We start from the raw sequence: 25,903 nt of genomic DNA on the forward strand, positions 1-25,903 counted from the left end.
AAGTGCTCTTAAAATGCAGATGTGTTGGAATTGGCAGACAAGCATGATTGAGGGTCATGTGGACAGATGTCCGTGTGGGTTCGAGTCCCATCATCTGCATCAACTAGTATAACAAGAGGTTGGGACAGAAGTGTTTAACTCCGAGAAATAAGAAGGAGTTGCTTCTGTTCCCGCCGTTTATCAGTTTTTGAGCGTGGAGCAAAAATCCAAAGTGATTTTTGTCCCACGCTCTTGTTTATTACGGAAAAACCATCAATTTTTTATTAAATTCTGATATTTATTATTGCTTTTTCATTATAGTTGGCGTAACTTTAGAGTATAAATTTGTGAAGCGAGGGAGTCCGTGTGAGAAATTTTAAAAAATCTGATAAATTAAATAACGTAAGTTACGATGTCCGTGGTCCTGTTTTAGAAGAAGCAGAACGCATGCAAGAAGAGGGCATACGTATTTTGAAATTAAATACAGGGAATCCAGCGCCATTTGGTTTTGATGCCCCAAATGAAATTGTGCGCGACATGATTGTGAATGTTCGCGATTCAGAAGGTTATTCCGATTCAAAAGGTATTTTTTCTGCAAGAAAAGCGATTGAACAATATTGCCAATTAAAAAAATTTCCTAATGTAACGATTAATGATATTTACACTGGTAATGGCGTGAGTGAACTAATTACCATGTGTATGCAAGGCTTGTTAAATAACGGCGATGAAGTACTTGTGCCAATGCCAGACTATCCTTTATGGACTGCTTCTGTTTCTTTGGCGGGCGGTACACCCGTTCATTATATTTGTGATGAGCAAGCAGAATGGTATCCAGACATTGATGATATAAAATCAAAAATAACTTCGAATACAAAAGCAATCGTTATTATCAATCCCAATAATCCGACTGGTGCTTTATATCCGAAAGAGTTATTACTAGAAATTGTCGAAGTGGCACGTCAAAATGATTTAATTATTTACTCCGATGAAATTTATGATCGCTTGGTCATGGACGGTTTGGTTCATGTACCGATTGCTACATTAGCACCTGATTTATTTGTCGTAACATTGAATGGTTTGTCAAAATCACATCGAGTGGCAGGCTTCCGATGCGGTTGGATGGTGTTAAGTGGAGATAAATCACGAGTAAAAGGGTATATCGAAGGGCTAAATATGCTTGCTTCCATGCGATTATGCTCGAATGTGTTGTCACAACAAATCATTCAAACCGCATTAGGCGGCTATCAAAGTGTCGATGATTTACTTTTACCAGGTGGCAGAATTTACGAACAACGAGAATTTATTTACAATGCGATAAATGACATTCCTGGTTTATCAGCCGTGAAGCCTAAAGCAGCTTTCTATATTTTCCCGAAAATTGATACGGCCAAATTTGACATTTATGATGATGAAAAATTTGTTTTAGATTTCTTACACAAACATCATATTTTATTAGTCCATGGTGGTGGGTTCAACTGGCAACAACCCGATCACTTCCGTATTGTTTATTTACCGAAGATGGAAGATTTAAAAACTACAGCAGATAAAATGCGTGAATTTTTAAGTACCTACAAACAAAAATAAAAGAACTACCAAAAAATAGCCTCTAACGAAGCTATTTTTTGGTAGTTCTTGTTTTATCAACAATACTATTCTGCGGTTTCACATGCTTTTTTACTAATAATCATTCGGTTGGTATATTTTTCTTCCATATCAGGACTAGGATTTGCTACTACGATGAGATAAGAATTTTCATACTCCTTCTCCACAAAGCCTGAATAATTTGTTTTTTCCCAAATGAAGTGAACCTTTTTCTCTTCGGCCATACAATAACACTCCTTTTTAATAAAAATGAACCTATTTATTTTCTAAGAAAACCTTAGATAATGTTCTTGCAGTATATTATGCAATAAAGTACAATAAAAGCATAATGCGAATTCGCATATTTTGACAAAATCCCCATTTTGCAAGGAAAATGGCCGATATAAATAGGAGCTATTGTGATGAATTCTTTAGGTGCAGTTATTAAAGAAATTAGAAAAAATAGAAAATTGACACAGAAAATGTTATCAGAAGACATCTGTTCGCAAAGTGTTTTAAGCCGCATTGAAAACAATGAAGAGTTGCCGAATGTCCTCGTAATGCAACAACTTTGTGATCGTTTAGGTGTGACTGTTGACCAGATTATGCGTTATAAATCTGGTGATGTGCACGTTGTTACGTATTCATTTGAAAAAATGGCTGAATATTTTCGCCATAAAAAATATCAATTATTATTAAATTATTTAAAGGAAAATCGTATTGAAGAACAATTGTATTTAGATACGGACTGGCAAAAATATTATTATTATTTAGGTAGTTGTGAATTGTTTGTTCTAAATGATTATGAAAAAGCTATTGCTAGCTTGCGTAAAGGGTTATCTTTCACCTATAAAGCCGATAAGTTAAATGTTTCTGATTTAGAGATTCAATTAATTAGTTGTCTAGGTGCCACTTATGGTTACATGGGCAATCGAGTAGAAGCAGAACGATTTTTAAGTTTGAGTATTCATTATTTTAATCAATTGCCAAATGAACGCAGTAATGCAGAGTTAACGAAAATATTTTTTAATTATGCTGATTTCTTATTTAAAAATTATACAGAAAAAGATGCCGAAATTTATGTGGATCAAGGAATTACTTGGGCCCGCAAAAAAAATAGTTATTATTATTTAAGTGAATTATTAAATCTAAAATATTTAGTTTTAATGAGAAAGAATAAACACGAAGAAGCAGAACGTTATCTGAACTTAGCACAACAAATGAAAAATGTGGAAAGTGGCAATCTTTAAAAAATCCTCAGAATTGCTTAAAAGGTCTACACCATTTCTTGACTTTTGTACTGATTAAGAGTACTTTTGAAGTAAGTAAAATAAAGAAAGAAGGATGAAGATGAAAACATTTATCTTTGCAGACAAGTTCTTTTTAAAAAGCGATGTTAAAGGACCTGGTTATTTAGAAATCACGGATGGTATCTTTGGTAATTATACAAAAGATGAACCGCAAGGGGACGTAAAAATTATTCGTGAGGAAGGCAAATGGATTGCCCCAGGTTTAGTCGATACTCATATTCATGGTTACATGAATCATGACGTAATGGATAACGATGCAGAAGGCATTAAAGTGATGTCTGAAGGCTTATTATCTTGTGGTGTAACTTCATTTTTACCAACAACATTAACTTCAAGTAAAGAACGTTTAACAGACGTTGCACGTACGATTGGTCAAGTCTACCAAGAAGTACCTGGTGCAAAAATTCAAGGGATTTACTTTGAAGGACCTTTCTTTACTGAAGAACATAAAGGCGCACAAAATCCAAGTTATTTTGGAGATCCAGACCTTGATACATTCCACGAATGGCAAGAAGCTTCAGGCGGAATTATTAAGAAAATTGCGTTGGCACCAGAACGTAATGGTGTGAAAGAATTTGTTGAAACCGTTACAGATGAAGGTGTCGTTGTTGCTTTAGGCCATAGTAATGCGACCTTAGAAGAAGCTGATGTGGCAGTTGAAGCAGGCGCTAGCGTTTTTGTTCATGCATATAATGGGATGCGCGGCTTAAATCACCGTGAACCAGGGATGGTTGGTGCATTGTTAACGTTACAACACGTTTTCTCTGAATTAATTTGTGATGGACATCATGTACATCCGCAAGCGGCTGAAGTATTGATGGAAAAAGCGGGCCATGATCACGTTGCGTTAATTACAGACTGCATGATGGCTGGCGGTATGCCAGATGGCAACTACAATTTAGGTGAATTTCCTGTTGTGGTAGCAGAAGGAACGGCTCGTTTGGATACTGGGAACTTAGCAGGAAGTATTTTAAAACTAAAAGAAGCAATTAAAAATGTAGTTGATTGGGGTATTGCAACACCTGCACAAGCAATTATGATGGCTTCATTAGTTCCTGCGATTAGCTGTAAAATTGATGATCAATGTGGCATGATTGCAAATGGTCGCGATGCTGACTTTATCGTATTAGAACCAACCATGGAATTAGCAGCCACTTATTTAGATGGCGTTGAACGTTATCGAGCATAAGACACAAGAAAAAGCTTGCGGAAATTTATCCGCAAGCTTTTTTTATAATTCTTTTGGTAAAATCGCAGAAGTGATTTCTTTGTTCTCGTAGGCAATAAAAAAATCGATTAATTGCTTGTCAAATTGCTCAATATCCTCTTTGTAAAGGGAGCTAGGAATCACAAAGGTTTGCTCTAGGGTGCCTGCTAGATAATCGCCATCTAAACTTTGGGCGACAACTAAAAATTCTTGTTTGCGCCAATGTTCCACATCTGTTTCAGAAATGGTTTCTGGAGAGGCTAAAAATTTACAATTTTCGACAAACTGTTCATCAATTTCTTCACTGAAAGTTAATTCAGCATCCTCTTCTTGAGGTTGAGAGAGGATTGCTTGCAAAAATGTTTGTGGTTTTGCATCGGGTAATGTTTCTTTTAGCTGTTCAAAATCCAATGAAAGTTCCTCCTTATTGTTTGTTTAAAATAGTTACTGAAAAATCAATGGGTGAATTTGTTTTAAGGCTTTTGGCTTCTAAGATGATTTTTTCAGCCAACAAATCGTTTCCGTTATATACAGGTGTCACGCGATAGCGAACGGTTTCGCCGCGATCAAGAGCTGCCCGAATCTGATTTTCATATTTCGTCATATAAGGAGTGTTGACAGGATTCTGATACAAGGTGGTTAAGTTACGTGGATCATCACCACTGCCTCCCATTTGACGGCCGATTAGGTGGCCACGCGAGTGATTAGCTTTTCCTGAAATGAAACCAGCTGGTCGAATATCTTTATTAGCGGAAGTTCCTGTATTGACCATTGCGGGTTTTAATAGCGCATCAGCGCCTGTCGCTCGTTTTAGACGATCTAGAGAATGATAAGTAATCCAGCCGTTTGAGTTATCCTTTAATTCCTCTGCTGAAAATGTGGTTTTACCATTTTCGATGGGTCCGGGATTATCTCCTTTTGGTGCTGGTGTGCTTGAGGGGGTGGTTGTTTGTGGTTGAACATTAAATAAATCTTGTAAAGCATCAGGAACTTTAACGCCAACCGCGCCTAAAATTAAAATGATTAATGCGCCAATCAGCATGATGGTTGAATTAAATGGTGGTTTCTTCTTTCTGTTTGCCATAACGTGCTCCTCTAATTTTATACTTGCAATAGTCCAAATTTAAGTGGACCATCTTTTCTATTATACGTAAATTTGCTAAAAAATCAAAAAAGGCTTTTCTTTGAAAGACTTGTTTTCTCAGATATGTTACTATTTTAATGTAGAAGGGAAGGGATAGTGGATGGTCTATATTGAAGTCAAAAATGAATACAAGCGTTACCAAATGGGAGAGACAACTATTACTGCGAATGACGGCATTTCTTTTGAAGTGGAAAAAGGAGAAGTAGCGGTTATTTTAGGCCCCAGCGGTGCTGGAAAATCAACTGTTTTAAATATTCTTGGTGGAATGGACAGCTGTGATGAAGGGGAAATTATTATTGATGGCACAGATATCGCTCAGTTTTCAGAGAAACAATTAACCACTTATCGACGAAATGATGTCGGGTTTGTTTTCCAATTTTACAATTTAGTCCCAAATTTAACGGCAAAAGAAAATGTCGAATTGGCTTCGCAAATCGTTGCGGATGCGTTGGATTCGACCAATGTTTTACAATCGGTGGGTTTAGGGGAACGTTTAGATAATTTTCCAGCGCAACTTTCTGGTGGTGAACAACAACGAGTAACCATCGCCCGTGCGATTGCTAAAAAGCCCAAGTTACTTTTATGTGATGAACCGACAGGAGCGCTGGATTATGAAACAGGGAAACAAATTTTAACCATTTTGCAAAATACTGCTCGTGAAACTGGAACGACCGTCTTAATTATTACCCACAATTCAGCCATTGCAGAAATGGCCGATCGGGTAATTCGAATTAATGATGCGAAAGTTCGCGAAATGACTGTGAATGATCAGCCTAAATTGGTTGCTGAAATTGAATGGTAGGTGCCTAAAATGAAGAAAACAGCGCTAATTAAAACAAGCTTACGTGAAATTAGACAATCTACTACACGATTTTTATCGATTATGGGGATTATTTTCCTTGGTGTAATGGTCTTTGTTGGTTTGAAAGCTACTGGACCAGATATGATTAAAACCGCGAATAATTATTACCAGAAAGAGCAGCTTCCAGATGCGCGAATAATTTCTACAATGGGACTGGAAAAGAAAGATTTAACAACACTACAGTCTTTAAAAGATGTCGAAACAGTTGTGCCGCGGTATACAATAGATGCCACGATTGGGACGCAAAATAATGCAGTAAAATTGTTTGGCTATCGAAAAAATCAAGCAGGATCGGTTAACTATCAAGTAGTTGACGGTCGGTTACCTAAACAAACAAATGAAATTGCATTAGATACATTAGCGAAAACTAGATATGACTATAAAATGGGTGATAAAATCACTTTAAACGATGCAGCGATTAAAGAAAAAGGGCTGAAACAAACTCATTTTACTGTTGTTGGATTTATCAATTCACCAGAATATATTGATAATACATCCAGGGGAACCACAACGGTCGGGTCTGGAACGTTAAACTTTTTTGGCGTGGTTTCGGAAAAAGCCTTTGACAGTCAACGGTATCCAGAATTGCTAATCTCATTTCGTTCATTAAAACATCAAAATACGTATTCCTCTGATTATGAAAAGAAAAGAGAGCAGGCCTTAAATCAAGTAAAAGAGGCACTGAAAAATCGGCCAGAAGAACAGGTTGCGGCTCTGCGTGATTCGGCTCAGCCGGACATTAACCAAGGTCGGCAAGCGCTGGAAACGGGAAAACAAGCACTTGCGCAGTTGGAGCAACAACCAGGAATTCCAGCTGAGATGCTTGAAAAGCAAAAAGACGAATTGGCTAAACAAGAACAACTGTTGGCTGAAAAAGAAACAGAGCTAGCCAATTTGAAAGCCCCAACGTATTATTATTTTACTAGGGAAGACAATCCAGGATTTTCTGAATATCAAGATAACGCTGATCGGATTTCTTCTTTAGCCACGCTGTTCCCGTTGTTCTTTTTCCTAATTGCGGCATTAGTCAGCTTAACTACCATGACACGTATGGTGGAAGAAAAAAGAATGGAAATTGGTAGTTTGAAAGCTTTAGGTTATCGTAATCGTGAAATTGCTTCGATTTTTATTACCTATGCAACTGTTGCCAGCCTAACAGGTGCATTATTAGGATTGGCAGTTGGCTATTATCTATTCCCTAAAATAATTTTTGATGCCTACGGTCAAATGTACAATATTCCTGATTTAGTTACACCGTGGTACTTAAATTACAGTTTATGGGGCATCATTGTAGCCTTAGCTTGTACTGTGGGAGCGGCCTTAGTGACATTAAGAATCGATTTATTAAGTACCCCAGCTACCTTGCTAAGACCCAAAGCGCCGAAAGCAGGCCAACGGATTTTATTAGAACGAATCCGCCCTTTATGGCAACGCATGAGCTTTATTCAAAAAGTGACCGCTAGAAATCTGTTCCGCTATAAACGACGGATGCTGATGACCGTTATCGGAATAGCTGGTTGTATGGGGCTGTTAATTGTTGGTTTTGGTTTACGCGATTCAATTGTGGATGTCGCTACAATTCAATTTAATAAAATCTGGCATTACCAAGCAGTCGTGACTTTTAAAGAGCAAACAACATCTGAAGAGACAAAAGAGTATCAAGAAACGTTGCGCAAACTGGATGGTTTGAATAAAACAATTCCGTTATATTCAGAAATCTTTAAAACGAAGGGCAAAGGCGCACCAACTCAAAATATTACTCTTTATGTGCCACAAAATCCTTCGAAAATGGCTGATTTTCAGTTATTTAATGATCGAGTCACTGGAGAAAAATATTCCCTCAACGATGACGGTGTAATCATTAATGAAAAATTAGCTAAATTATTTGGCTATAAAGTCGGAGATCAATTAAATTTAGAAAATAGTGATAATCAAACCTATCACGTGAAAATTGCCGCGATTGCAGAGAACTACACGGGTCATTTTGTCTATATGACGCCGAAACTCTACCAGACGATGACGAAACAGAAGCCGGAGTATAATACAGAATTCCTACTTTTTGACAAAAAGTTATCCTCAAAACAAGAAACCTCAATCGGAGAGGCGTTGACAAAACAGCCGAAAGTGTTGAACATTACGTTTTTAACTGCGATGAAAGGTTCGTTTGATGATATGCTGAAAAGCCTTGATATTGTCATTTGGGTACTAATTGCTGTTTCTGGTTCTTTAGCGTTAATTGTGTTATATAATTTAACCAACATTAATGTTTCTGAACGGATTCGAGAACTTTCCACGATTAAGGTTTTAGGGTTTTACGATCGTGAAGTCACCACCTATGTTTACCGTGAAAACATTATTTTAACGTTCATTGGTATTATTGTTGGCTGCTTCTTTGGGAAAATTTTGCATCAGTATATTTTAGCAACCGTTGAAGTTGATTTAATTATGTTTTCGCCAATTATTCATTGGCCAAGTTATCTATATTCCGCAGTCATCACCATGTGTTTCACGTTGTTTGTGATGGTCATTATGCATCGGAAATTGAAGAAAATCAATATGATTGAAGCGTTAAAATCAAATGAATAGCACATTTTAAAAAACGAGGAGTCCGTAGAAGTTCGATAATTCTAGGGCTGCTCGTTTATTGTTGCTTCTTTTATTAAGAAAAAATAGGTCTTAAGATGTATCTTTTGAGATTTATTTGGAAATTGCTACTCTTTTTATTTAAAAATTGGTACACTATTACTAGGTTATAGCACAGAAAGGAGTGTGGGAAAAGTGTTAGAAGGTCTACCATTGGAAACGGTTTATTTTTATGCATTAGTGGGGAGCGCGGTCCTCGCTTTTTTACTAATTATTTTTGGGGATGTTTTTAATTTTGATGGACCGGTGGACCCAATGCTGATTATTCCATGGATTGCTTTTACCTCGCTGTTTGGGTACCTTGGGGAAGAATTAACAGCGGTAAATAGTTGGCTTATTTTAATTGTCAGTGGTATTCTTTCAACCATTATTGTTTTCTTCCTAAATTTTTATGTGTTGGTCCCTTTGAAAAATTCGGAGGCCACAATTTCTATTTCGGAAAAAGACATGGAGGGTCGTGTTGCTACTGTGATTACCCCAATTCCTGTCCGGGGAATGGGCGAGATTCAATTGAAGAGTGTCACAGGTTCGTTAAGTCGACCAGCAGCATTTTATGTGCCACAAGAAGTGGCTGCGCCAAGAGGTAGTGAGGTATTGATTATTGAATTGAAAGAACGGGTTTGTTATGTCATTCCTTACGAAGGCAGTCTAAAAATATAGAGTAGGAGAGAAGAAAATGGGGATTTTGTTACCGATTATTATTGCAGTTTTAGTATTATTAATGTTATTAATTGTGTTTGTTTCTAAATATCAGACAGCCAAACCTGATGAAGCGTTAATTATCAGCGGGAGCTATCTAGGGTCTAAAAATGTTCATGTAGACGAAGGTGGCAACAAAATTAAAATCGTTCGTGGCGGTGGTGCGTTTGTCTTACCAGTGTTCCAACGTTCAAATCGAATTAGTTTGCTTTCAAGTAAATTAGATGTTTCCACACCAGAAGTGTACACAGAACAAGGGGTTCCTGTAATGTGTGATGGGACATCAATCATTAAAATTGGTTCGTCAGTTGAAGAAATTGCGACAGCAGCGGAACAATTTTTAGGAAAAACAACGGAAGAATTAGAAAATGAAGCACGTGAAGTATTAGAAGGACATTTACGTTCGATTTTAGGTTCAATGACAGTGGAAGAAATTTACCAAAATCGTGATAAATTTAGCCAAAGTGTACAAGAAGTTGCCAGTGTTGACTTAGCTAAAATGGGCTTAGTTATTGTGTCGTTCACAATTAAAGAAGTTCGTGATAAAAATGGATACTTGGATTCATTAGGGAAACCAAGAATCGCTCAAGTTAAACGTGATGCAGATATTGCTGAAGCAGAAGCTTTGAAAGAAACTCGCATCAAAAAAGCGGAAGCAGAAAAAGAATCACAACAAGCGGAATTGCAACGTCAAACAGAAATTGCAGAAGCTTCAAAAGAAAAAGAATTGAAATTAGCGTTATACAAACAAGAACAAGATATTGCCAAAGCCAAAGCAGACCAAGCCTATAACTTGGAAAGCGCGCGTGCACAACAACACGTGGTGGAACAAGAAATGGAAGTCAAAGTTGTTGAACGTCAAAAACAAATTGAGTTAGAAGAAAAAGAAATTACGCGTCGTGAAAAACAATACGACTCAGAAGTGAAGAAAAAAGCCGATGCAGATCGTTACGCACGCGAACAAGAAGCTCTTGCTCAAAAAGCACGCGAAGTAGCAGAAGCCGAAGCAGAACGCTTCAAAGTTGAAGCATTAGCCGAAGCGGAAGCCAATAAAACGCGTTTAACAGGTCAAGCGCAAGCCGAAGCTATTTTAGCTCGTGGTGCAGCGGAAGCCGAAGCCAAACAAAAGATTGCTGATGCCTTCAAAGAATATGGTGAAGCAGCTGTGTTAAGTATGGTGATGGAAATGTTGCCACAATTAATGAAAGAAGCAGCACAACCATTGGGCAACATCGACAAGATTTCAGTGGTAGATACAGGCGCAGGTGGCGAAAATTCTGGCGCCAACCGTATTACAAATTATGCAACAAATTTGTTGGCTGGTACACAAGAAACACTAAAAGAAACAACGGGCCTCGACGTGAAAGAGCTAATTGAAAACTTTTCTAAAAAAGGTACCTCAAATAGCGTGAACTATCATGCAACAGAAGGTTCAGAAAAAGAATAGAAATCAGTCTTTGAGGAGTAGCGAATCGCATTTCGTTACTCCTTAATGCTGCATTGAAACGATAAACGAACAAGCTGACAGAGAAATAGCGGGTGCTTGTTTTGTTTTAAAGATTCTGATAACATAGAGTTCTTGGAGGGATAGAGATGTCAAAAAAGAATAAAGATATTGAAGTACGTGTCGAAGAAGAAAAAGCCCAATACAATGGAGCAAATGTTTTAATGAACAAATTATTTATTGGTAAAAAAGAAATCGGTCGTGTCATTCCGCAAAATGATAAAAAATTCATCATTGAAATTGATGGTAAGCAAGAAGGTACAGCAAAAAATCTGGACGAAGCCTTTGAAACAATTATTCGTCAATGGAATTTAAGTGAATAAAAAATAAATAACAATTTTTTTAAAAAAAGGGTTGCTTTTTTCTGGAAAAGATTGTATTATAACTAAGTCAGGTCGTTACAGCGACAATGACTTTTTGGAGGAATAGCGAAGTGGCTAAACGCGACGGACTGTAAATCCGTTCCTTAGGGTTCAGTGGTTCGAATCCACTTTCCTCCATTTTCTTTTTGGGGTATAGCCAAGCGGTAAGGCAACGGACTTTGACTCCGTCATGCGTTGGTTCGAATCCAGCTACCCCAGTTTTCAGAACATTTCTGGTAGAGAGATGTTCTTTTTTTGTATAATTATATAACAAAAATGAGGTAAGATTTTCCTCATGTACAGGCTAGAAAAGTTTTCATTTATATAAGAATATGCTAAAGTATTAAGAAAGAATAGTCTGGAGTTGATAAGAATGAACTTTAAAGAAAAAATTACAGAAATGGTTGAAAATGTTTACGATTTAGCACGCGATGGTAAGTATGATGTCAAAGTTGACTTAATTCCTCGTAAAAAAGGCAACATCAAAAGTGGTGTTAAAGTCACTTCTTCAAGAAATACAGCCCACAATATCAAATGGCGTTCAAAAAACTAACTCGTCTTTAACAGAAACACCGGTGCAGACAACATTATTGTCTACTCCGGTGTTTTTATTTTTCTAATTCGATGCCTAAGACAGTTAAATGCCCATTACCAACTAATTTGATAACTAATTGGGCTAAGTGGTTGGGTGTCATATCCGTCTCGCTAGTAATCCACCAATGAAGGGTACCGATGAAGATAGAGGTCATGTATTCAATAACAAAATCTATCGGTACATCAATATCATTTTCGGTAATACGCAACTGCGAAAAAATCGTCGCATATTTTTCTTCGATAATTTCAGCTAAGCGTTTTCGAAAGTGTTCGTTGAAATTATTGTCCATGATAGTTAAGAAGAAAGATTTGTTCTCTTGAATATTAATATAGAGTTGCGTCAGAAGTTCTTCAATGTGCTTCACGCGGACACGGTTGCCATTAACCAGTTGTTGCGAATCAAGAATAGCGGTAAAAGCACTAAGCGTAAAGGTGAAGATTGCATCATATAAATGCTGTTTGTCTTTAAAGTGAGCATAAAAAGTCGCACGATTAATCATAGCTTCATCAGCAATATCCTGAATCGTCACCGCTTCGTAGCCTTTCGTTTCTACAAGTTTAAAAAAAGCTTCAATAATCATTTTTCTGGTTCGTTGTACTCTAAGGTCTGTTTTCTTTGCCATCATAAATTCCTTTCGAGATAGTCAACATTCGCGGAAACTTTGTTGTTTATCTCACAAAATAGGGTAAATTGCTTGTTGCAAATCATTTAGAACCTTTCTAAAATAGGTATATCTATTATAACAAACAGTTTGTATAATAATCAACAAACTGTTGGGAAATGAAGGGGTATTTTAATTGATGGTTATGAGAGCAGGGATTGATGTTGGGTCAACGACAGTAAAATTAGTATTTTTAAATAAACAAAATCAGCCTATTTTTACAAAATATGAACGCCATTTTTCAGATGTCAAAGCAGCAACGGAACGCATTTTAAAAGAAGGGCTAGCAAGGATTGGTGCAGACCAACCTGTGACAATGAGCATAACTGGCTCTGGTGGTATGGGGCTGGCTGAGGTATTAGGGATTCCCTTTGTTCAAGAGGTTATCGCGTGTACACGAACTGTTGAAACAATAATACCAGAAACGGATGTTGCTATTGAACTTGGCGGAGAAGATGCAAAAATCACTTTTTTTGATGGTGCTTTAGAGCAACGAATGAATGGTAGTTGTGCAGGTGGGACAGGCGCCTTCATCGATCAAATGGCTGTTTTACTTAAAACGGATGCCAATGGAGTAAATGAATTGGCGAAGAATTATCAAACTATTTATCCGATTGCTTCCCGCTGTGGGGTTTTTGCCAAAACGGATGTTCAACCTTTAATCAATGAAGGAGCAGCGAAAGAAGATATCGCGGCAAGTATTTTTCAAGCGGTAGTTAATCAAACAATCGCCGGGTTAGCTGCTGGTCGCAAAATTAAAGGTAAAGTAGCGTTTTTAGGGGGACCCTTATTTTTCATGTCAGAATTGAGAAAACGGTTTATTGAAACCTTAGCAATTCAGCCAGAAGATGTTATTTTTCCAGAACAACCGCAACTGTTTGTAGCAATGGGTGCAGCACTTTATTCAGAAGATGCAGCCGAATGTACATTGGAAGAATTAATTCAGCGCTTAGTGAACAGCCAGGCTACTGATTTACAGCCGAGCGACACGTTACCACCGTTATTTAACAGCGCAGAAGATTTGGCAGATTTTCGAGAAAGACACGCGCAAGCTCAAGCAACGGAGAAACCTTTATCTCAACATACTGGCGTGACCTTTTTAGGGATTGATGCAGGCTCTACAACGACAAAAGTCACATTGATTGATGAAGATGGTCATTTGTTGTTTTCTTTTTATGGTAATAACCAAGGGCAACCTTTAGAAACCACCATGACAGTACTGAAATCACTTTATCAACAACTGCCTGAAGAAGTTTTTATCGGAAAAGCGGCTGTTACAGGATATGGAGAACAGCTAATAAAAAATGCGTTAAAAGTCGATATTGGTGAAGTTGAAACGATGGCCCATTACAAAGCAGCCAACCATTTTCAGCCAGGTGTGGATTTTATTTTGGATATCGGAGGACAAGATATGAAAGCGATGACCATTAAAAATGGCGTGCTTTCCTCGATACAATTAAATGAAGCTTGTTCTTCTGGGTGCGGTTCCTTTATCGAAACCTTTGCGCAATCTTTAAAATATAATGTGAAGGATTTTGCTTTGGCGGCTTTAGAATCGCAAGCGCCTGTTGATTTAGGTTCTCGGTGTACTGTTTTTATGAACTCAAAAGTGAAACAAGTTCAAAAAGAAGGGGCCTCTGTCGGCGATATTTCTGCTGGACTATCTTATTCAGTCATCAAAAATGCCATTTATAAAGTCATTAAGGTTCGCCGACCTGAAGAGTTGGGAGAAAAGATTGTCTGCCAGGGAGGAACATTTTACAATGAAGCGGTCTTGAGAGCTTTTGAAAAAATTAGCGGTCGTGAAGTGGTTCGTCCATCTATTGCTGGTTTGATGGGGGCCTATGGGGCAGCGCTGATTGCTTTGGATGCTTATGAAATTGGGGAAGAAACCACGCTTCTTTCTTTAGAAGAGTTAGCGGCATTTACCTCTGAAAAGGAATTTACTCATTGCGGCTTGTGTGAAAACAATTGTCAATTAACGGTCACAGTGTTTTCGGATGGGCGCCAATTTATTACGGGAAATCGCTGTGAACGTGGTGCGCGAATTAAAATTAAACGAGAAGAACGCAAAGTGAATTTGGTTGATTATAAGTACCGCAAGTTATTTAAGTACCGACCTTTGCGGGAAAATAAAGCGTTTCGTGGGCGCTTGGGTATCCCTAGAGTCCTAAACATGTATGAAAATTATCCTTTGTGGCATACATTTTTTACTGACTTAGGCTTTCGGGTTGAATTATCGCCACGTTCTAATAAACAAATCTATGAACAAGGCCTTGAAACGATTCCCAGTGATACGGTTTGTTACCCAGCGAAAATGGCGCATGGACATATTCAAGCATTAATTGATGCGCAAGTGCCAATTATCTTTTATCCTGGTGTTGTTTTTGAACAGCAAGAAACAGTGGAAGCAGATAATCATTTTAATTGTCCAATTGTGCAAAGCTACCCAGATGTTATTCGAAATAATGTGGATGCCATCAGAGAGGGCCAAGTGGATTATCGAAATCCCTATCTTAATTTAGCGAATGAAGCTGCAGTTGCCAAAGTTTTAGCTGAAAATTTTGCTGATTTAGGGATTTCCCTAGAAGAAATTCAAACAGCGCTGCATCATGGTTATCAAGAATTAGCAGCCTTTAAAAAAGAAATTCAAGAAAAAGGCGAAGAAACGTTAGCCATGTTAACTGAAAAAGGCCAGAGAGGAATTGTCTTATCGGGACGACCGTATCACTTGGATCCAGAAATTAATCACGGCATTGCCGAAGTCATTACACAGGAAGGATTCCATGTCTTGACAGAAGACAGTATCTCGCATCTTGGAGACGTGCAGAATTTACGTGTGGTGAATCAATGGGTCTATCATTCTCGCTTATATGCGGCGGCTAAAGTAGTGGCTAAGACGAAAAATTTAGAACTTGTCCAACTGAATTCCTTTGGTTGCGGCTTAGATGCTGTGACAACCGATCAAGTAGAAGAAATCATGGATCGGTCTGGCAAAATTTATACAGTCCTCAAAATCGATGAAGGTGCGAATTTGGGCGCAATTCGTATTCGGTTGCGCTCCTTGAAAGCGGCTGTCAATGAGCGGGAGAAGCAACAGTTTGTTCCGCATATGCAAATGGAAGAGCCGGAGAAAATTGTGTTTACAAAACAAATGAAAAAAACACATACCTTACTGTTACCAATGCTTAGCCCGATTCATCAATCTGGATTAGTCGATGTAGCATTACAAGCTTCTGGGTATCATGTCGTCTGTTTGCCTGCGCAGGATAAAGAAGCCGTGAATGTCGGGTTAAAATATGTCAATAATGATGCGTGTTACCCAGCAATTATTTCTATCGGACAACTAGTCGAAGCTTTGGAAAGTGGTCAATATGATTTGGATAATGTCAGTGTCTTAATGACGCAAACAGGGGGCGGTTGTCGCGCAACGAATTACATTCCCTTATTACGAAAAGCCTTAAATGATGCTGGTTTTTCTCAAGTTCCTGTAGTTTCAGTTTCGATGGGCAATAAAGGGGTCGAATCCAATCCAGGATTTAAATTTACGTTGCCAATGATCAAACGCTTAGTGGTTGCCTTTTTATATGGTGACTTATTCGAACGAGTAGTTTATCGAACAAGACCTTATGAAACAGAAAAAGGAATGGTGGATCAACTGCACCAAGATTGGCTAAAAAGAGTGGAAGCCAATGTCCGGAATGGTTCGCTGACACAATTTAATCACTTCATGAAAAAAATTATTCGGACGTTTGATGAAATTCCTTTACAAGAGATAAAAAAACCAAAAGTCGGTGTGGTCGGGGAAATTTTAGTGAAATATTCGCCGACAGCGAATAATGATATTGTGCGTTTGCTAGAAGAAGAAGGTGCTGAAGCAGTTGTGCCAGATATTGTTGGCTTTATGAACTATTCTTTGTACAATCAAATTTGGAAATACGAAAATATGGGCATGTCAAAACAAAGCAAACGTTTAGCAGAATTTGCGATAAAAATCATTGAATTGGTAGAAAAACCAATGGATAAGGCATTGAGAAAATCGGTCCGTTTTGATGGTATTCATTCCATTTATGATATGGCAGCAGACGCAAGTAAAATTTTATCAATTGGCAATCATACGGGTGAAGGTTGGTTTTTAACAGCTGAAATGATTGAGCTCTTAAAACACGAGGTGAATAACATCGTTTGTATGCAGCCGTTTGGATGTTTACCAAACCATATTGTTGGAAAAGGGGTCGTGAAAGAGCTACGACGTCAATATCCGCAAGCAAACATTGCGGCGGTGGATTATGATCCAGGGGTATCTTTGGTTAATCAGTTGAACCGAATCCGTTTGATGATGGCCACAGCGAACAAGTTGTTGAAAGAAGAAAATGTAAAAAGATAATAACTAATAGAAATTCGTTTAAAAACATTTGACTTGGTCACTTTTTACTGACTAAGCCAAATGTTTTTGTTATAAAAAGAAAGCATGCAACTAGACCAACTTTGATAAAAATTCCAATTCCTCTTTTATTTATCATTTTTTGGTTGTTTACACGGTCTATACCAGTTATAATAGAAGAGGAGATGAACGAAGAGGAGGAAGCGTAAATGGTTCAAAATATACCAATTTATATTCAAATTCACGATAAAATCAAAGAAGATATTGAAAAAGGTGTCTGGAGCATCGGGGATCGTTTGCCCTCTGAGCGAGAATTAGCCTTGAAATTTGATGTTAGTCGAATGACCTTACGCCAAGCCATCCAGACTTTAGCAGACGAAGGGATTTTAGAACGAAAAATTGGTTCAGGAACGTATGTAGCACGTAAGAAAGTTCAAGAAACAATGACAGGTACCACTAGTTTTACAGAAATTACCTTGTCTCAAAATCGCGTTCCTTCTAGTCGGACGGTGTCTTATTTTGTAGCGAAACCTAGTTCTAGTGAGATGGAAAAATTACAACTAGGTCCAGAAGATTCAATTTTACGAATGGAAAGAATTCGTTTTGCGGATGACATTCCGATTTGTTTTGAGGTGGCGAGCATTCCTTATTCATTGGTCTCGCAATATGGCAAATCTGAAATCACGAACTCTTTTTATAAAACACTTGAAGCCAAATCTGGCCACAAAATTGGCCATTCTAACCAAACAATCTCTGCTGTTCAAGCATCGGAACAGATCGCAGAATATTTAGAGATTAAACGAGGCGATGCGATTCTGCGTGTGCGCCAAGTATCCTATTTTGAAAACGGACTACCTTTTGAATATGTTCGTACGCAGTATGCAGGAAGTCGATTTGAGTTTTATTTAGAGAAGTAGAGAAATGATAAGTATGGAAAAATGCCAAGAAATAGGCTGAGGTAAGATATTTTAACCTCCAAAAGTTGTATCTGAAAAATACAATTTTTGGAGGTTATTTTTTATGAACTTATCAGGTAGAATTCAAATTAAAATTAGTGAAAGCATCTCAATTCAAATAAATATTGAATAGAGTAGCAAGTCTGAATACCAGAAAAGTGAGATGGTTTGTCCCGCTATAAATATTGTTAAAAAATAAACTTATAATAGCTGCTAGTTTATTTAATTTATTCTTTTTTTGGCTGTAGTTCATTTTTGTCCATTTTTTACATTTCTTTTTTAAACTGTAACCTAATATAAGATATACCCGTTCAACGCTTTAATCAAATAGTTGCAAAATCAGCAGTTGTTTTGCAAATTGTTACATTGAAATTGTTAGTTATTACCAATCAATAATACTTATGATTGTCAAAGTTATTATATAGATATACTGAAAGAGAAATTTATTTTCTTTTTCAATAAAAAGTTTAGCGGAAGGAGTGATGCGGAATGAAAAAAATTAACGTACGTAAAGCCGATACAGTTGATGCAACAGCATGGTGGATTATTATCTAATTTGATAACCAAATAACGGTTAGACGAGATAGAAATATCTCGTCATTTTTTTAATAAGGAGTGAAAAAAATGAAGTATAAATATCCCAGAATAAAACCAATCTATCCATTATATCAATTAAATAAAGAGAGATTTAGAGTTGGGGCCCAATTAGGAATCACTATTGAATTTGATGATGATGAAGGTCAATTTTGGACATTATCTAATTTACTCGATGGAGTTAGATCGTTTGATGAAGTTGTCACAGAAATGAAGAGGAAATATCCGGAATTAACAGTAAAAGATATCGAAGAAGGGATAGATTTTTTAAATGATGAAGGTCTAATCGAGGAGACGTTTCCTGGTAGAATGATTGAAGATAGATACTTAGCTAATGTGAATTACTTTAGTAGGTACTGTAAAGCTGATGATGATAGATTTGAAATACAGGAAAAGATAAATAACTTGAAAATACTATTATTAGGTCTTGGTGGAGGAGGATCAAATATTCTAACGCTACTAGCGGGTCTTGGCCCCAAGATGATCAGAATGGTGGACTATGACCGAGTTGAAGCAAGTAATTTAGGTCGTCAATTACTATATAGAGAAGCAGATATTGGTGAGAAGAAAACTGTAGTTGCTAAAAGAGCCATTAATGAAATGAACTCAAATATTAACGTTGAAACTGTAGATAAAAAAATAATAGATGTGAATGATGTTGTTGAATTGACAGAAGGAATAGATATCATTGTTTGCGCTATTGATGAACCCCCTTTCCTTATACATAGAATTGTGAATGAAGCTATTGTAAAAGTTGGTTTGCCGTGCGTGTTTGGTGCCTCACAGGTTAGCCGAGGAAGAGTATACACTGTAATACCCCAGAAAACAGGATGCTTTGATTGCATGAATTTGAACTTCAGTAAAAATGACCCTAAATTTGTTGAACAATTTGTAGGTTTTAGAAATATTCAATTTGCTCCCCCATCCATAGCTTATGGTCCTGGTATCTTTCAATTAACAGCATCAATTGTAGATGAGTTAATAAGAGTGGTAACAAGATATGCTGAGCCAAAAAGTTTGGGAACGCAATATGAAATTAACTATGAGGACGGAAACTCGTTCACGCATAAAACTTGGCCAAGGTTTGAGAGTGAATGTCCAACTTGTGGTAAAGGAGATGTCTCCCAATGGGAAATATTTCAATATTATCAAGAGAAGAAATAGGCCGAGACTATACCGAAGCTCGTACGTTAAAACGTAAGCTAAACAATGGCGATTGGGTTTATGTATCAGAAGAAAATCAACTATTAGTGTTGAGTGATGAAGTGGCGAGACAAATTAATTCATCCGAACTAATCGAAGAAGAGGTACTTAATGAATTAGTTGAAAATAAAATTATGATAAAAAAAGCCGATCAGAGAGATGATTATAAGCCGCTATTTGTCGAGCCTAAGAATATCTTATTTAAAAGCTCCTCTTTCCTGATTGATGTTAACGGTATTGTTGCGTTTACGATTAGCATATTTTTATTCGTAATCAAGGGGTCTCCTTTTGGAAGTGCAGTAAATGTTTTGTTTACAAATCCTTTAAAATTTCTTCTAATTGCTATTCTTGTCTCAATCGTATCTACAACTTTTCATGAATTTATGCACATTATATTTTCAAGGAATTCAAGGAAAATCAATTTAAACATAGTTAAAGCCGTTGCTACGATACCTATGACTCATGTATGGACGTGGAGTAGGTTTGGTAGAATCACGGCGATCACCTCTGGAATGTCGTCGGATGCAATATTCTTGTTAGTTTTTTTGATTATGAATAATAAAAGTGTTGGAGTTAATTCTATTGCGGCATCAATACTTATAACAAGGATATTGTGGCAATTTATCATTATACAAAAAACAGATATTAACATTTTGATTTCTTTTGTGGTTGATAATCCTTTCTACTTTGAAGAGGTCGCAATTATGAAATTAATCATTATTAAAGTAATAAGTATAAGTGTGCTAGCAATGATAATTTGGTTATGGTTCCAACCTGTTATCAATCAATTTAATTAAGTCTAAATGTAGGAGGTTTGCTTTGAATCAACAGTTAGAATTACATTCGCTAAGTAAAAAGTACAAGAAATCAGAGAGCTGTGCAAATGATAATATAAATTTGCGCTTTAATAAAGGTGAAATAACTGCCATAGCTGGACATAACGGCGCTGGTAAAACAACAATGTTGAATCAGATTATAGGTATAACGAAATCAACAAAGGGCTCTATAACATTTAATGGTCTATCATTTGCAAGAGATAGTAAAATTGCAAGAGAATATGTCTCTATGATGCCTCAACTACATGCTCCCTTGGCAGGTATAACGATGGCTCAATCTGTCGAGTCAATAATAAGAATAAGAGGAGGCAGTCAGAAAATAGCTGAAGAAGAGTGTATTAAAATTTTAAAAGAATTAAAAATAGATGGATGGAAAGATATACCAGGACAGAAACTTTCAGGCGGACTTAGAAGGCTCACTTCATTTGCAATGGCCGTTGTATATCCTTCTCCAATAATAGTCCTTGACGAACCTACTAATGATGTGGATCCTATTAGACGGCAAAAAATATGGAGATATCTGAAAAAATTATCTAATAAGGGGCATATAATCATCGTGGTCACACACAATATTTTAGAAGTTGAAAAATATGCTGATAGATATATTTTAATGAATCATGGAAAGGTTCTTGAGGATAAGAACTTAAAAAAACAGTCTATAAAAATAAACGATCGAAATTATATGACTGTTAACTTTCTTAATCTAAGTGATTTGAAGAGTGTAATAGTACCGAGTGCAATTCAGACTAACATAAACGATGAGGAATTAATGATAGAAATGGAATTAGAGAACAGTCAAGTGTTAGAAGCAGTTGACTGGGTCATGAAATTAGTAATAGAAAGAAAAGTTCAAAATTATAAAGTTTCCCCAAAATCCTTAAATGAAACCTATGGAGAGTTAATAGATGAAAATGATAAAAAATTATAGAAGAAAATCAATGATTAAGGAATTATTTGCTTTAGTAGGGTGGAGTTTATTAAGACATAAATACTTATTGCCTGTTTTTACATTAACTCAAGTATTTCTATCATTAGCAATTGTCTACGGGTTAGCACTTCTAATACCAGATGTGAATAATCAGACAGCTATCTATCTGTCATCTGGAGCAACTACTCTTGGGATTATTGCGGTAGGGTGCGTTCTTGCTGCTCAAATAGTAAGTACAGCAAAACAGGAGGGCATTGTGGACTATCAAAGGACATTGCCAGTTTCTCGGTTGAACATATTAATTTCCGACTTTATAATTTGGGGAATGGCCTCACTACCTGGGGTGTTTATGTCATTTTTAGCGGCATATTTAAGATTCGATGTCCAAATTAGATTCTCAATGAAGGCCCTAGCTATTCTTAGTCTAATTCAATTATGTATGATCTCTATAGGTTTTGCTTTGGCATATTGGCTAACACCTAATGTAGTAGGATTAGCAACTCAGATAATTATGATAGGTGGACTTTTATTCTCGCCTATTACTTATCCAACAGATAGATTGCCTTCTGCTTTAGTGAACTTTTTTGAATTTTTACCATTTGTTCCATCGAGTAATTTGATAAGATCACTGTTTTATGAACAGAATACTGTTAATGTTTCTAATATTATTGTAGTTTGTTTTTGGTTCGTGTTAACTACATTACTTTCACTTATTTCATTGTCAAGAAGGGACTGAATTGCAAAATGCAAACAATAAATATAAATAATTTATATAAAAAAGTAAGTGATACATTCAATTTAAAGGTTGATCAATTAGATTTAGAAGTAGGGAAAATTTATGGATTAGTTGGTCCGAATGGTGCAGGTAAAACAACTTTGATGAAATGTCTATGTAGTTTGCTTAGACCTGATAGTGGAATACTTAAAATAGACAATCGGCAAGTAGAAATAGCAGACCCTAAAATATTATTGCAGGTGGGTACTAACTTTGTTAACTCAGATAGTTTAAATGGATTTATGCTTGAAGATATATACAATGACCATGCTTTTTATTACAAGTTAAAAAATTTGTTAATGATAGAGACTCTATTAATGGATGTTGGTCTAAATGTAAATAAAAAAAGAAAGTTTAATACAATGTCTTTAGGAATGAAACAAAGGTTTTTGCTAGGTCTTGCTACAGCTCACAACCCTTCATTAGTATTATTAGATGAGCCATTTAACGGTTTAGATCCTGATGGTGTAGAGTTATTTATTGAGAATGTTAAGACCTTGTCCGAAAATAGAGTGTTGATAATTAGTAGTCATATATTGAGAGATATGGAAACATTTCTTGATGACGTTATATTTATAGAGAAAGGCAATGTACAAGAACCAAAATCAATGGTTGAGATTCGAGAAGAGTATAGAGAGGGGTTGAAAGAGTATTATGATGAACAAAAGAGAAAACATGATTAGTGACTCAAAATTGAATGTTTATAGATATGAATTAGATAAAATTAAAAATGTTTGGTTTAAAGTTTTCTTAATTACACTGGTAATCCAAATGTTATTTTTTATGTTTTTCTCATTTGTGGGAATATTTGATGAAAGTGCTGATACGATCTCGTCATTTCAAGGAATTATAGCATTATCGAACACTGTTTCTATGTGCGGCATATCAATTTATGGAGCTGTATTACTAAGGAAAGAGCTTGTACGATTTTATGTTGGCAATCACCGGAATAGAACGTTTCTTTTTCCGATTGATCGAAAAGAGCTTCTCGTAAAAAAAACAAGTTCTTTTTACGTAATAATCTTATCTAGCTTTGGAAGTGCGCTTCTTATTTCATTTGTGACTGAGGTTTTGCTTAACTTAATTTTGAAGTTTCATAGTTCAAATTTATTTTTTGAAATTTACCTTGTTCTTATTACCATAGTTACAAGTTGTAGTCTACTATTCGTAATTTTGATATTGTCAGAAATAATTTCAATTTGGAAACAATCGGAAATTGCTTCAATAATAACGTCAGTGGTACTAATGCTAATATATTCGAATTTTTCTGCTATGGGTCTTATGAATTTTCCAACTATAACGTTCCTATTTTCAACGATTATGGGATTGATGCTTGTTTGGTTATTTTTGAAATTTTCTGATAAATTATGCGACATGGAAGTATACTAAAAAATGCGGTGATTTACTTGATTAGTTATCACCGCATTTGTTTCCTTTGTATACATTAAATATAACTATAGTTACAAAATATCTACGTTCTTTCGTCCAGTGACGTTGAATACCACCTAATTGTTGTAAGAGATCATCAATGTTTTTCATTCCTAAACCTTTATTTTTTCTATGTTTTCTTGTAAAAATTTCTTCAGAATTATAGTTATTAGATACTTCAATAAATAAATCATTATTGACTTGCTTGATAATTATATTGACATATCTGTCAATCGGCTTGATTCTCTTCGATGCTTGTATGGCGTTATCAATTATATTTCCAATTACAATAGTTAGAACGTCATTATTAATTTTTATATTTTTAGAGACAAATATCTGATGATCAACATTAATTTGATTCTTTCTTGCTTCAGCAAGCTTTTCATTCAATAGGTAGTTTAATACTCCATCGGCAGCATAAGTTTTTGTTGGTGGTTCTAAAATATCAAAACTACTCTTAATATAATCGATAGCTTCATTAACTTCTTCATTTTCGATAAGTCCGAGGATTGTTAAGTATTGATTCTTCAAATCATGTTTTAATTTTAAAACGTTAGTTCTGTTTCTCTTTATTTCATTTAAAATTCTATACTCCACTTCGATATTTTTTTTTCTCAAAGTAAGATCATATTGATTTTTTTGATATTCTATAGTGATTTTATAAAGAAAAATTACACAGATGTTTAAAAATATGACACTAATCGTAATAGTAATCTCAGAAATTTTGTCATTGTTGTTTCCTATTAAAAGCCCAAATAAAATGATTATTGATAGTATGGGAATAGGTAATAAAATCACAATAAATGATAAGTTTGTCGATAATTCAGACTTTGCTTCTTTAACTATTGAAAATTTAAGTATGACTATCCAGGCTACCCCAATCAAAGTTGTAATTGTTATTGAAGTTATGAAAAAAGTAGGGCTACCATAGGATGTTAATTCTGCATTTAAAATTATTTTCGTAAAGTGTAACGACAATACTTCACAGATTAAATTTATTGATATAAGTGTCATTGTCCATACGGCCGAGTCGAGATAAGGGACCGAGTGTAGCATAGCAATAGTGTAAGTTAAAATGAAACTTAGTAATAAGTTAAGATACGGTAAATAAATGTTCGGTATGTAAGCATTGGATAATATAATCGTAACCATGGCTGATATGATTATAACAATCCAGATGACATTATAAAATTCTCTATGATTTTTAATAGCTGTTGACCAATTAGAAAAAAAATAAGAGATAAGAAATAAATAAACTAACAAACTTAGGCTTCGTAATGTTCTATCAAGCATTATATCTTTCCTCTCATGGACATAACTATACTTTTATGAGCGGCGGCTTTGAAGCGCCTACTTATTGGTATTTCAATACATTTTTCTTTAGAATCCATTAATAGGAAATTTTTTCCTAACTCTTTTATATAAGCGCAATTTATTATGAAAGAAGAGTGGACTTGCACAAAATTCGTATCAAGTTGTTCGTTTATCTGATTCGTTGACATATAGGGTTTGTAGATTTCTCCAACTGTATGAATCAATACTTGTCTTTTATCTTTTTCGAAATAAATGATATCTTTGGTTGGTATTTTATAAGTAACTTTGTTACTAGAAAATACAAAGTAATTTCTTTTTTTTTCTAGCTGTTGTCTCAGTTTTTCCAAAACTTGGTGCAACCGATCTTCCGTAGGCGGTTTCAATAAATAATCAAAAGTTTGTACTTGGAAGACTTCTTCCATGTATTCTTTGTAACTCGTCAAAAAAACGATAGGTGATAAAATATCACGTTCTCGGATTTTTTTTGCCAAGTCTATTCCGCTCATTTCACTCATTTCTATATCTAAAATAAAAAAGTCAAAATTTTCTTGGTCAAGTTGATTGACTAACTTGAGAGGATTGTAGTAGGTATAGGTTTCAAATATATTTGGGTTATAATTAAATAGCATCGTGTTTATTTTTTCGGTTAACGTTGGATTGTCATCACAAATAGCAACTTTCAACAATAAAACCTCCTTTTTTTCATTCTATATATATTATGAATTAAATTATCTTTAAAAACAATCATTTTTTGTTAGCACAACTGATAAACCGACATAAGTAATCTGGATAAAAATATCAAAAATTCAGGTTACTGACAAACATTTAATTAGCATCTAAAAAATAATCATGTAAATTAAATGAGCAACGAAAACATCTGTTAGGGTGCTATCAGTTTTTTTTAAATCTACATATGATTAAAACTTGATGCTATAATG

The 25,903-nt window shown here is 35.7% G+C and carries 23 protein-coding genes and 3 tRNA genes; 20 read left to right on the top strand and 6 right to left on the bottom strand.

From position 1 onward, the window contains the following. The first annotated feature begins 15 nt into the window (after positions 1-15). Together IGK72_RS05715 and IGK72_RS05720 are read left to right on the top strand one after the other, a co-directional pair. A tRNA-Leu gene (locus tag IGK72_RS05715) sits at positions 16-99 on the top strand. 246 nt (positions 100-345) lie between these two features. Continuing rightward, a complete protein-coding gene (locus tag IGK72_RS05720) occupies positions 346-1,563 on the top strand; it encodes a pyridoxal phosphate-dependent aminotransferase (RefSeq protein WP_002357817.1) in 1,218 nt (405 codons plus the stop codon). 65 nt (positions 1,564-1,628) lie between these two features. Here the strand turns inward: IGK72_RS05720 and IGK72_RS05725 are convergent, their stop codons facing one another. Beyond that, positions 1,629-1,805 (bottom strand): hypothetical protein, encoded by a 177-nt coding sequence (locus tag IGK72_RS05725; protein ID WP_002357816.1) that lies wholly within the window; start codon positions 1,803-1,805, stop codon positions 1,629-1,631. A gap of 177 nt (positions 1,806-1,982) precedes the next feature. On the opposite strand from IGK72_RS05725, the gene IGK72_RS05730 reads away from it, so the two are divergent. Both IGK72_RS05730 and nagA read left to right on the top strand, forming a co-directional pair. After that, on the top strand, positions 1,983-2,810 hold the full coding sequence (locus IGK72_RS05730; RefSeq protein WP_002381942.1) for a helix-turn-helix domain-containing protein: 828 nt from the start codon (positions 1,983-1,985) through the stop codon (positions 2,808-2,810). A 100-nt stretch (positions 2,811-2,910) separates the two neighbouring features. Then, entirely contained in the window at positions 2,911-4,059 is a 1,149-nt protein-coding gene (gene nagA, locus IGK72_RS05735) for an N-acetylglucosamine-6-phosphate deacetylase (RefSeq protein ID WP_002357814.1), read from the top strand. 42 nt (positions 4,060-4,101) lie between these two features. Here nagA and IGK72_RS05740 read toward each other — a convergent pair whose 3' ends face one another. Both IGK72_RS05740 and IGK72_RS05745 read right to left on the bottom strand, forming a co-directional pair. Then, entirely contained in the window at positions 4,102-4,488 is a 387-nt protein-coding gene (locus tag IGK72_RS05740) for a hypothetical protein (protein WP_002360464.1), read from the bottom strand. A 13-nt stretch (positions 4,489-4,501) separates the two neighbouring features. Continuing rightward, positions 4,502-5,161, bottom strand: coding sequence for a DNA/RNA non-specific endonuclease (locus IGK72_RS05745; protein ID WP_023895310.1), 660 nt, complete (start codon positions 5,159-5,161; stop codon positions 4,502-4,504). A 160-nt stretch (positions 5,162-5,321) separates the two neighbouring features. On the opposite strand from IGK72_RS05745, the gene IGK72_RS05750 reads away from it, so the two are divergent. The 8 genes from IGK72_RS05750 to IGK72_RS05785 all read left to right on the top strand — a co-directional run bounded on the left by IGK72_RS05750 (position 5,322) and on the right by IGK72_RS05785 (position 11,844). Then, a complete protein-coding gene (locus tag IGK72_RS05750) occupies positions 5,322-6,023 on the top strand; it encodes an ABC transporter ATP-binding protein (protein ID WP_002379385.1) in 702 nt (233 codons plus the stop codon). A 9-nt stretch (positions 6,024-6,032) separates the two neighbouring features. Then, entirely contained in the window at positions 6,033-8,669 is a 2,637-nt protein-coding gene (locus IGK72_RS05755; protein WP_070415884.1) for an FtsX-like permease family protein, read from the top strand. Between the two features lie 183 nt (positions 8,670-8,852). Then, entirely contained in the window at positions 8,853-9,386 is a 534-nt protein-coding gene (locus tag IGK72_RS05760; RefSeq protein ID WP_002357809.1) for a hypothetical protein, read from the top strand. Between the two features lie 16 nt (positions 9,387-9,402). Further along, a complete protein-coding gene (locus IGK72_RS05765) occupies positions 9,403-10,872 on the top strand; it encodes a flotillin family protein (protein ID WP_002357808.1) in 1,470 nt (489 codons plus the stop codon). A 146-nt stretch (positions 10,873-11,018) separates the two neighbouring features. Further along, positions 11,019-11,252, top strand: a complete 234-nt coding sequence (locus IGK72_RS05770; RefSeq protein WP_002357806.1) for a DUF2969 domain-containing protein — start codon at positions 11,019-11,021, stop codon at positions 11,250-11,252. Positions 11,253-11,348: 96 nt separating this feature from the next. Next, a tRNA-Tyr gene (locus IGK72_RS05775) sits at positions 11,349-11,429 on the top strand. Positions 11,430-11,438: 9 nt separating this feature from the next. Next, positions 11,439-11,510: transfer RNA gene (locus IGK72_RS05780), tRNA-Gln, on the top strand. A gap of 154 nt (positions 11,511-11,664) precedes the next feature. Continuing rightward, positions 11,665-11,844, top strand: coding sequence for a hypothetical protein (locus IGK72_RS05785; RefSeq protein ID WP_002357804.1), 180 nt, complete (start codon positions 11,665-11,667; stop codon positions 11,842-11,844). A 55-nt stretch (positions 11,845-11,899) separates the two neighbouring features. Here the strand turns inward: IGK72_RS05785 and IGK72_RS05790 are convergent, their stop codons facing one another. Then, positions 11,900-12,511 (bottom strand): TetR/AcrR family transcriptional regulator, encoded by a 612-nt coding sequence (locus IGK72_RS05790; protein WP_002357803.1) that lies wholly within the window; start codon positions 12,509-12,511, stop codon positions 11,900-11,902. Positions 12,512-12,686: 175 nt separating this feature from the next. On the opposite strand from IGK72_RS05790, the gene IGK72_RS05795 reads away from it, so the two are divergent. The 8 genes from IGK72_RS05795 to IGK72_RS05830 all read left to right on the top strand — a co-directional run bounded on the left by IGK72_RS05795 (position 12,687) and on the right by IGK72_RS05830 (position 23,612). Continuing rightward, positions 12,687-16,934, top strand: a complete 4,248-nt coding sequence (locus IGK72_RS05795) for a 2-hydroxyacyl-CoA dehydratase (RefSeq protein WP_104806595.1) — start codon at positions 12,687-12,689, stop codon at positions 16,932-16,934. 206 nt (positions 16,935-17,140) lie between these two features. Further along, complete coding sequence (locus IGK72_RS05800) at positions 17,141-17,848, top strand: GntR family transcriptional regulator (RefSeq protein WP_002357800.1); 708 nt, start codon at positions 17,141-17,143, stop codon at positions 17,846-17,848. A 663-nt stretch (positions 17,849-18,511) separates the two neighbouring features. Continuing rightward, the gene (locus tag IGK72_RS05805) at positions 18,512-19,645 is read left to right on the top strand and encodes a ThiF family adenylyltransferase (protein ID WP_002379387.1); all 1,134 of its coding nucleotides are present in this window, start codon (positions 18,512-18,514) and stop codon (positions 19,643-19,645) included. Continuing rightward, positions 19,609-20,481, top strand: coding sequence for a hypothetical protein (locus IGK72_RS05810; RefSeq protein ID WP_002363835.1), 873 nt, complete (start codon positions 19,609-19,611; stop codon positions 20,479-20,481). The genes IGK72_RS05805 and IGK72_RS05810 overlap by 37 nt, the downstream gene beginning before the upstream one ends. A 22-nt stretch (positions 20,482-20,503) precedes the next feature. Beyond that, the gene (locus tag IGK72_RS05815; protein ID WP_002363836.1) at positions 20,504-21,448 is read left to right on the top strand and encodes an ABC transporter ATP-binding protein; all 945 of its coding nucleotides are present in this window, start codon (positions 20,504-20,506) and stop codon (positions 21,446-21,448) included. Next, positions 21,426-22,184 carry an ABC transporter permease gene (locus tag IGK72_RS05820; protein ID WP_002382254.1) on the top strand — a complete coding sequence of 253 codons (759 nt, stop codon included), beginning with the start codon at positions 21,426-21,428 and terminating at the stop codon, positions 22,182-22,184. The genes IGK72_RS05815 and IGK72_RS05820 overlap by 23 nt, the downstream gene beginning before the upstream one ends. Positions 22,185-22,192: 8 nt before the next feature. Beyond that, positions 22,193-22,906, top strand: a complete 714-nt coding sequence (locus tag IGK72_RS05825; protein WP_002378341.1) for an ATP-binding cassette domain-containing protein — start codon at positions 22,193-22,195, stop codon at positions 22,904-22,906. After that, positions 22,878-23,612: a hypothetical protein gene (locus IGK72_RS05830; protein WP_023895308.1), complete on the top strand. Its 735-nt coding sequence runs from the start codon at positions 22,878-22,880 to the stop codon at positions 23,610-23,612. The genes IGK72_RS05825 and IGK72_RS05830 overlap by 29 nt, the downstream gene beginning before the upstream one ends. A gap of 21 nt (positions 23,613-23,633) precedes the next feature. Here the strand turns inward: IGK72_RS05830 and IGK72_RS05835 are convergent, their stop codons facing one another. Next, positions 23,634-24,665 carry a sensor histidine kinase gene (locus tag IGK72_RS05835; RefSeq protein ID WP_224561146.1) on the bottom strand — a complete coding sequence of 344 codons (1,032 nt, stop codon included), beginning with the start codon at positions 24,663-24,665 and terminating at the stop codon, positions 23,634-23,636. A 278-nt stretch (positions 24,666-24,943) separates the two neighbouring features. Continuing rightward, positions 24,944-25,648: a LytR/AlgR family response regulator transcription factor gene (locus IGK72_RS05840; RefSeq protein WP_002399975.1), complete on the bottom strand. Its 705-nt coding sequence runs from the start codon at positions 25,646-25,648 to the stop codon at positions 24,944-24,946. Positions 25,649-25,903: the final 255 nt, after the last annotated feature.

Origin of the sequence: Enterococcus sp. DIV0183, assembly GCF_050541505.1 — a bacterium.
Taxonomy (GTDB): Bacteria; Bacillota; Bacilli; order Lactobacillales; family Enterococcaceae; genus Enterococcus; species Enterococcus faecalis.

Excerpts from the sequence above, each read along its gene's own strand:
- IGK72_RS05725 (WP_002357816.1), bottom strand. The coding sequence starts at position 1,805 with ATGGCCGAAGAGAAAAAGGTTCACTTCATTTGGGAAAAAACAAATTAT.
- IGK72_RS05730 (WP_002381942.1), top strand. The coding sequence starts at position 1,983 with ATGAATTCTTTAGGTGCAGTTATTAAAGAAATTAGAAAAAATAGAAAA.
- nagA (WP_002357814.1), top strand. The coding sequence starts at position 2,911 with ATGAAAACATTTATCTTTGCAGACAAGTTCTTTTTAAAAAGCGATGTT.
- IGK72_RS05745 (WP_023895310.1), bottom strand. The coding sequence starts at position 5,161 with ATGGCAAACAGAAAGAAGAAACCACCATTTAATTCAACCATCATGCTG.
- IGK72_RS05750 (WP_002379385.1), top strand. The coding sequence starts at position 5,322 with ATGGTCTATATTGAAGTCAAAAATGAATACAAGCGTTACCAAATGGGA.
- IGK72_RS05755 (WP_070415884.1), top strand. The coding sequence starts at position 6,033 with ATGAAGAAAACAGCGCTAATTAAAACAAGCTTACGTGAAATTAGACAA.
- IGK72_RS05765 (WP_002357808.1), top strand. The coding sequence starts at position 9,403 with ATGGGGATTTTGTTACCGATTATTATTGCAGTTTTAGTATTATTAATG.
- IGK72_RS05770 (WP_002357806.1), top strand. The coding sequence starts at position 11,019 with ATGTCAAAAAAGAATAAAGATATTGAAGTACGTGTCGAAGAAGAAAAA.
- IGK72_RS05785 (WP_002357804.1), top strand. The coding sequence starts at position 11,665 with ATGAACTTTAAAGAAAAAATTACAGAAATGGTTGAAAATGTTTACGAT.
- IGK72_RS05790 (WP_002357803.1), bottom strand. The coding sequence starts at position 12,511 with ATGATGGCAAAGAAAACAGACCTTAGAGTACAACGAACCAGAAAAATG.
- IGK72_RS05795 (WP_104806595.1), top strand. The coding sequence starts at position 12,687 with ATGGTTATGAGAGCAGGGATTGATGTTGGGTCAACGACAGTAAAATTA.
- IGK72_RS05800 (WP_002357800.1), top strand. The coding sequence starts at position 17,141 with ATGGTTCAAAATATACCAATTTATATTCAAATTCACGATAAAATCAAA.
- IGK72_RS05805 (WP_002379387.1), top strand. The coding sequence starts at position 18,512 with ATGAAGTATAAATATCCCAGAATAAAACCAATCTATCCATTATATCAA.
- IGK72_RS05810 (WP_002363835.1), top strand. The coding sequence starts at position 19,609 with ATGGGAAATATTTCAATATTATCAAGAGAAGAAATAGGCCGAGACTAT.
- IGK72_RS05820 (WP_002382254.1), top strand. The coding sequence starts at position 21,426 with ATGAAAATGATAAAAAATTATAGAAGAAAATCAATGATTAAGGAATTA.
- IGK72_RS05825 (WP_002378341.1), top strand. The coding sequence starts at position 22,193 with ATGCAAACAATAAATATAAATAATTTATATAAAAAAGTAAGTGATACA.
- IGK72_RS05830 (WP_023895308.1), top strand. The coding sequence starts at position 22,878 with ATGATGAACAAAAGAGAAAACATGATTAGTGACTCAAAATTGAATGTT.
- IGK72_RS05835 (WP_224561146.1), bottom strand. The coding sequence starts at position 24,665 with ATGACACTTATATCAATAAATTTAATCTGTGAAGTATTGTCGTTACAC.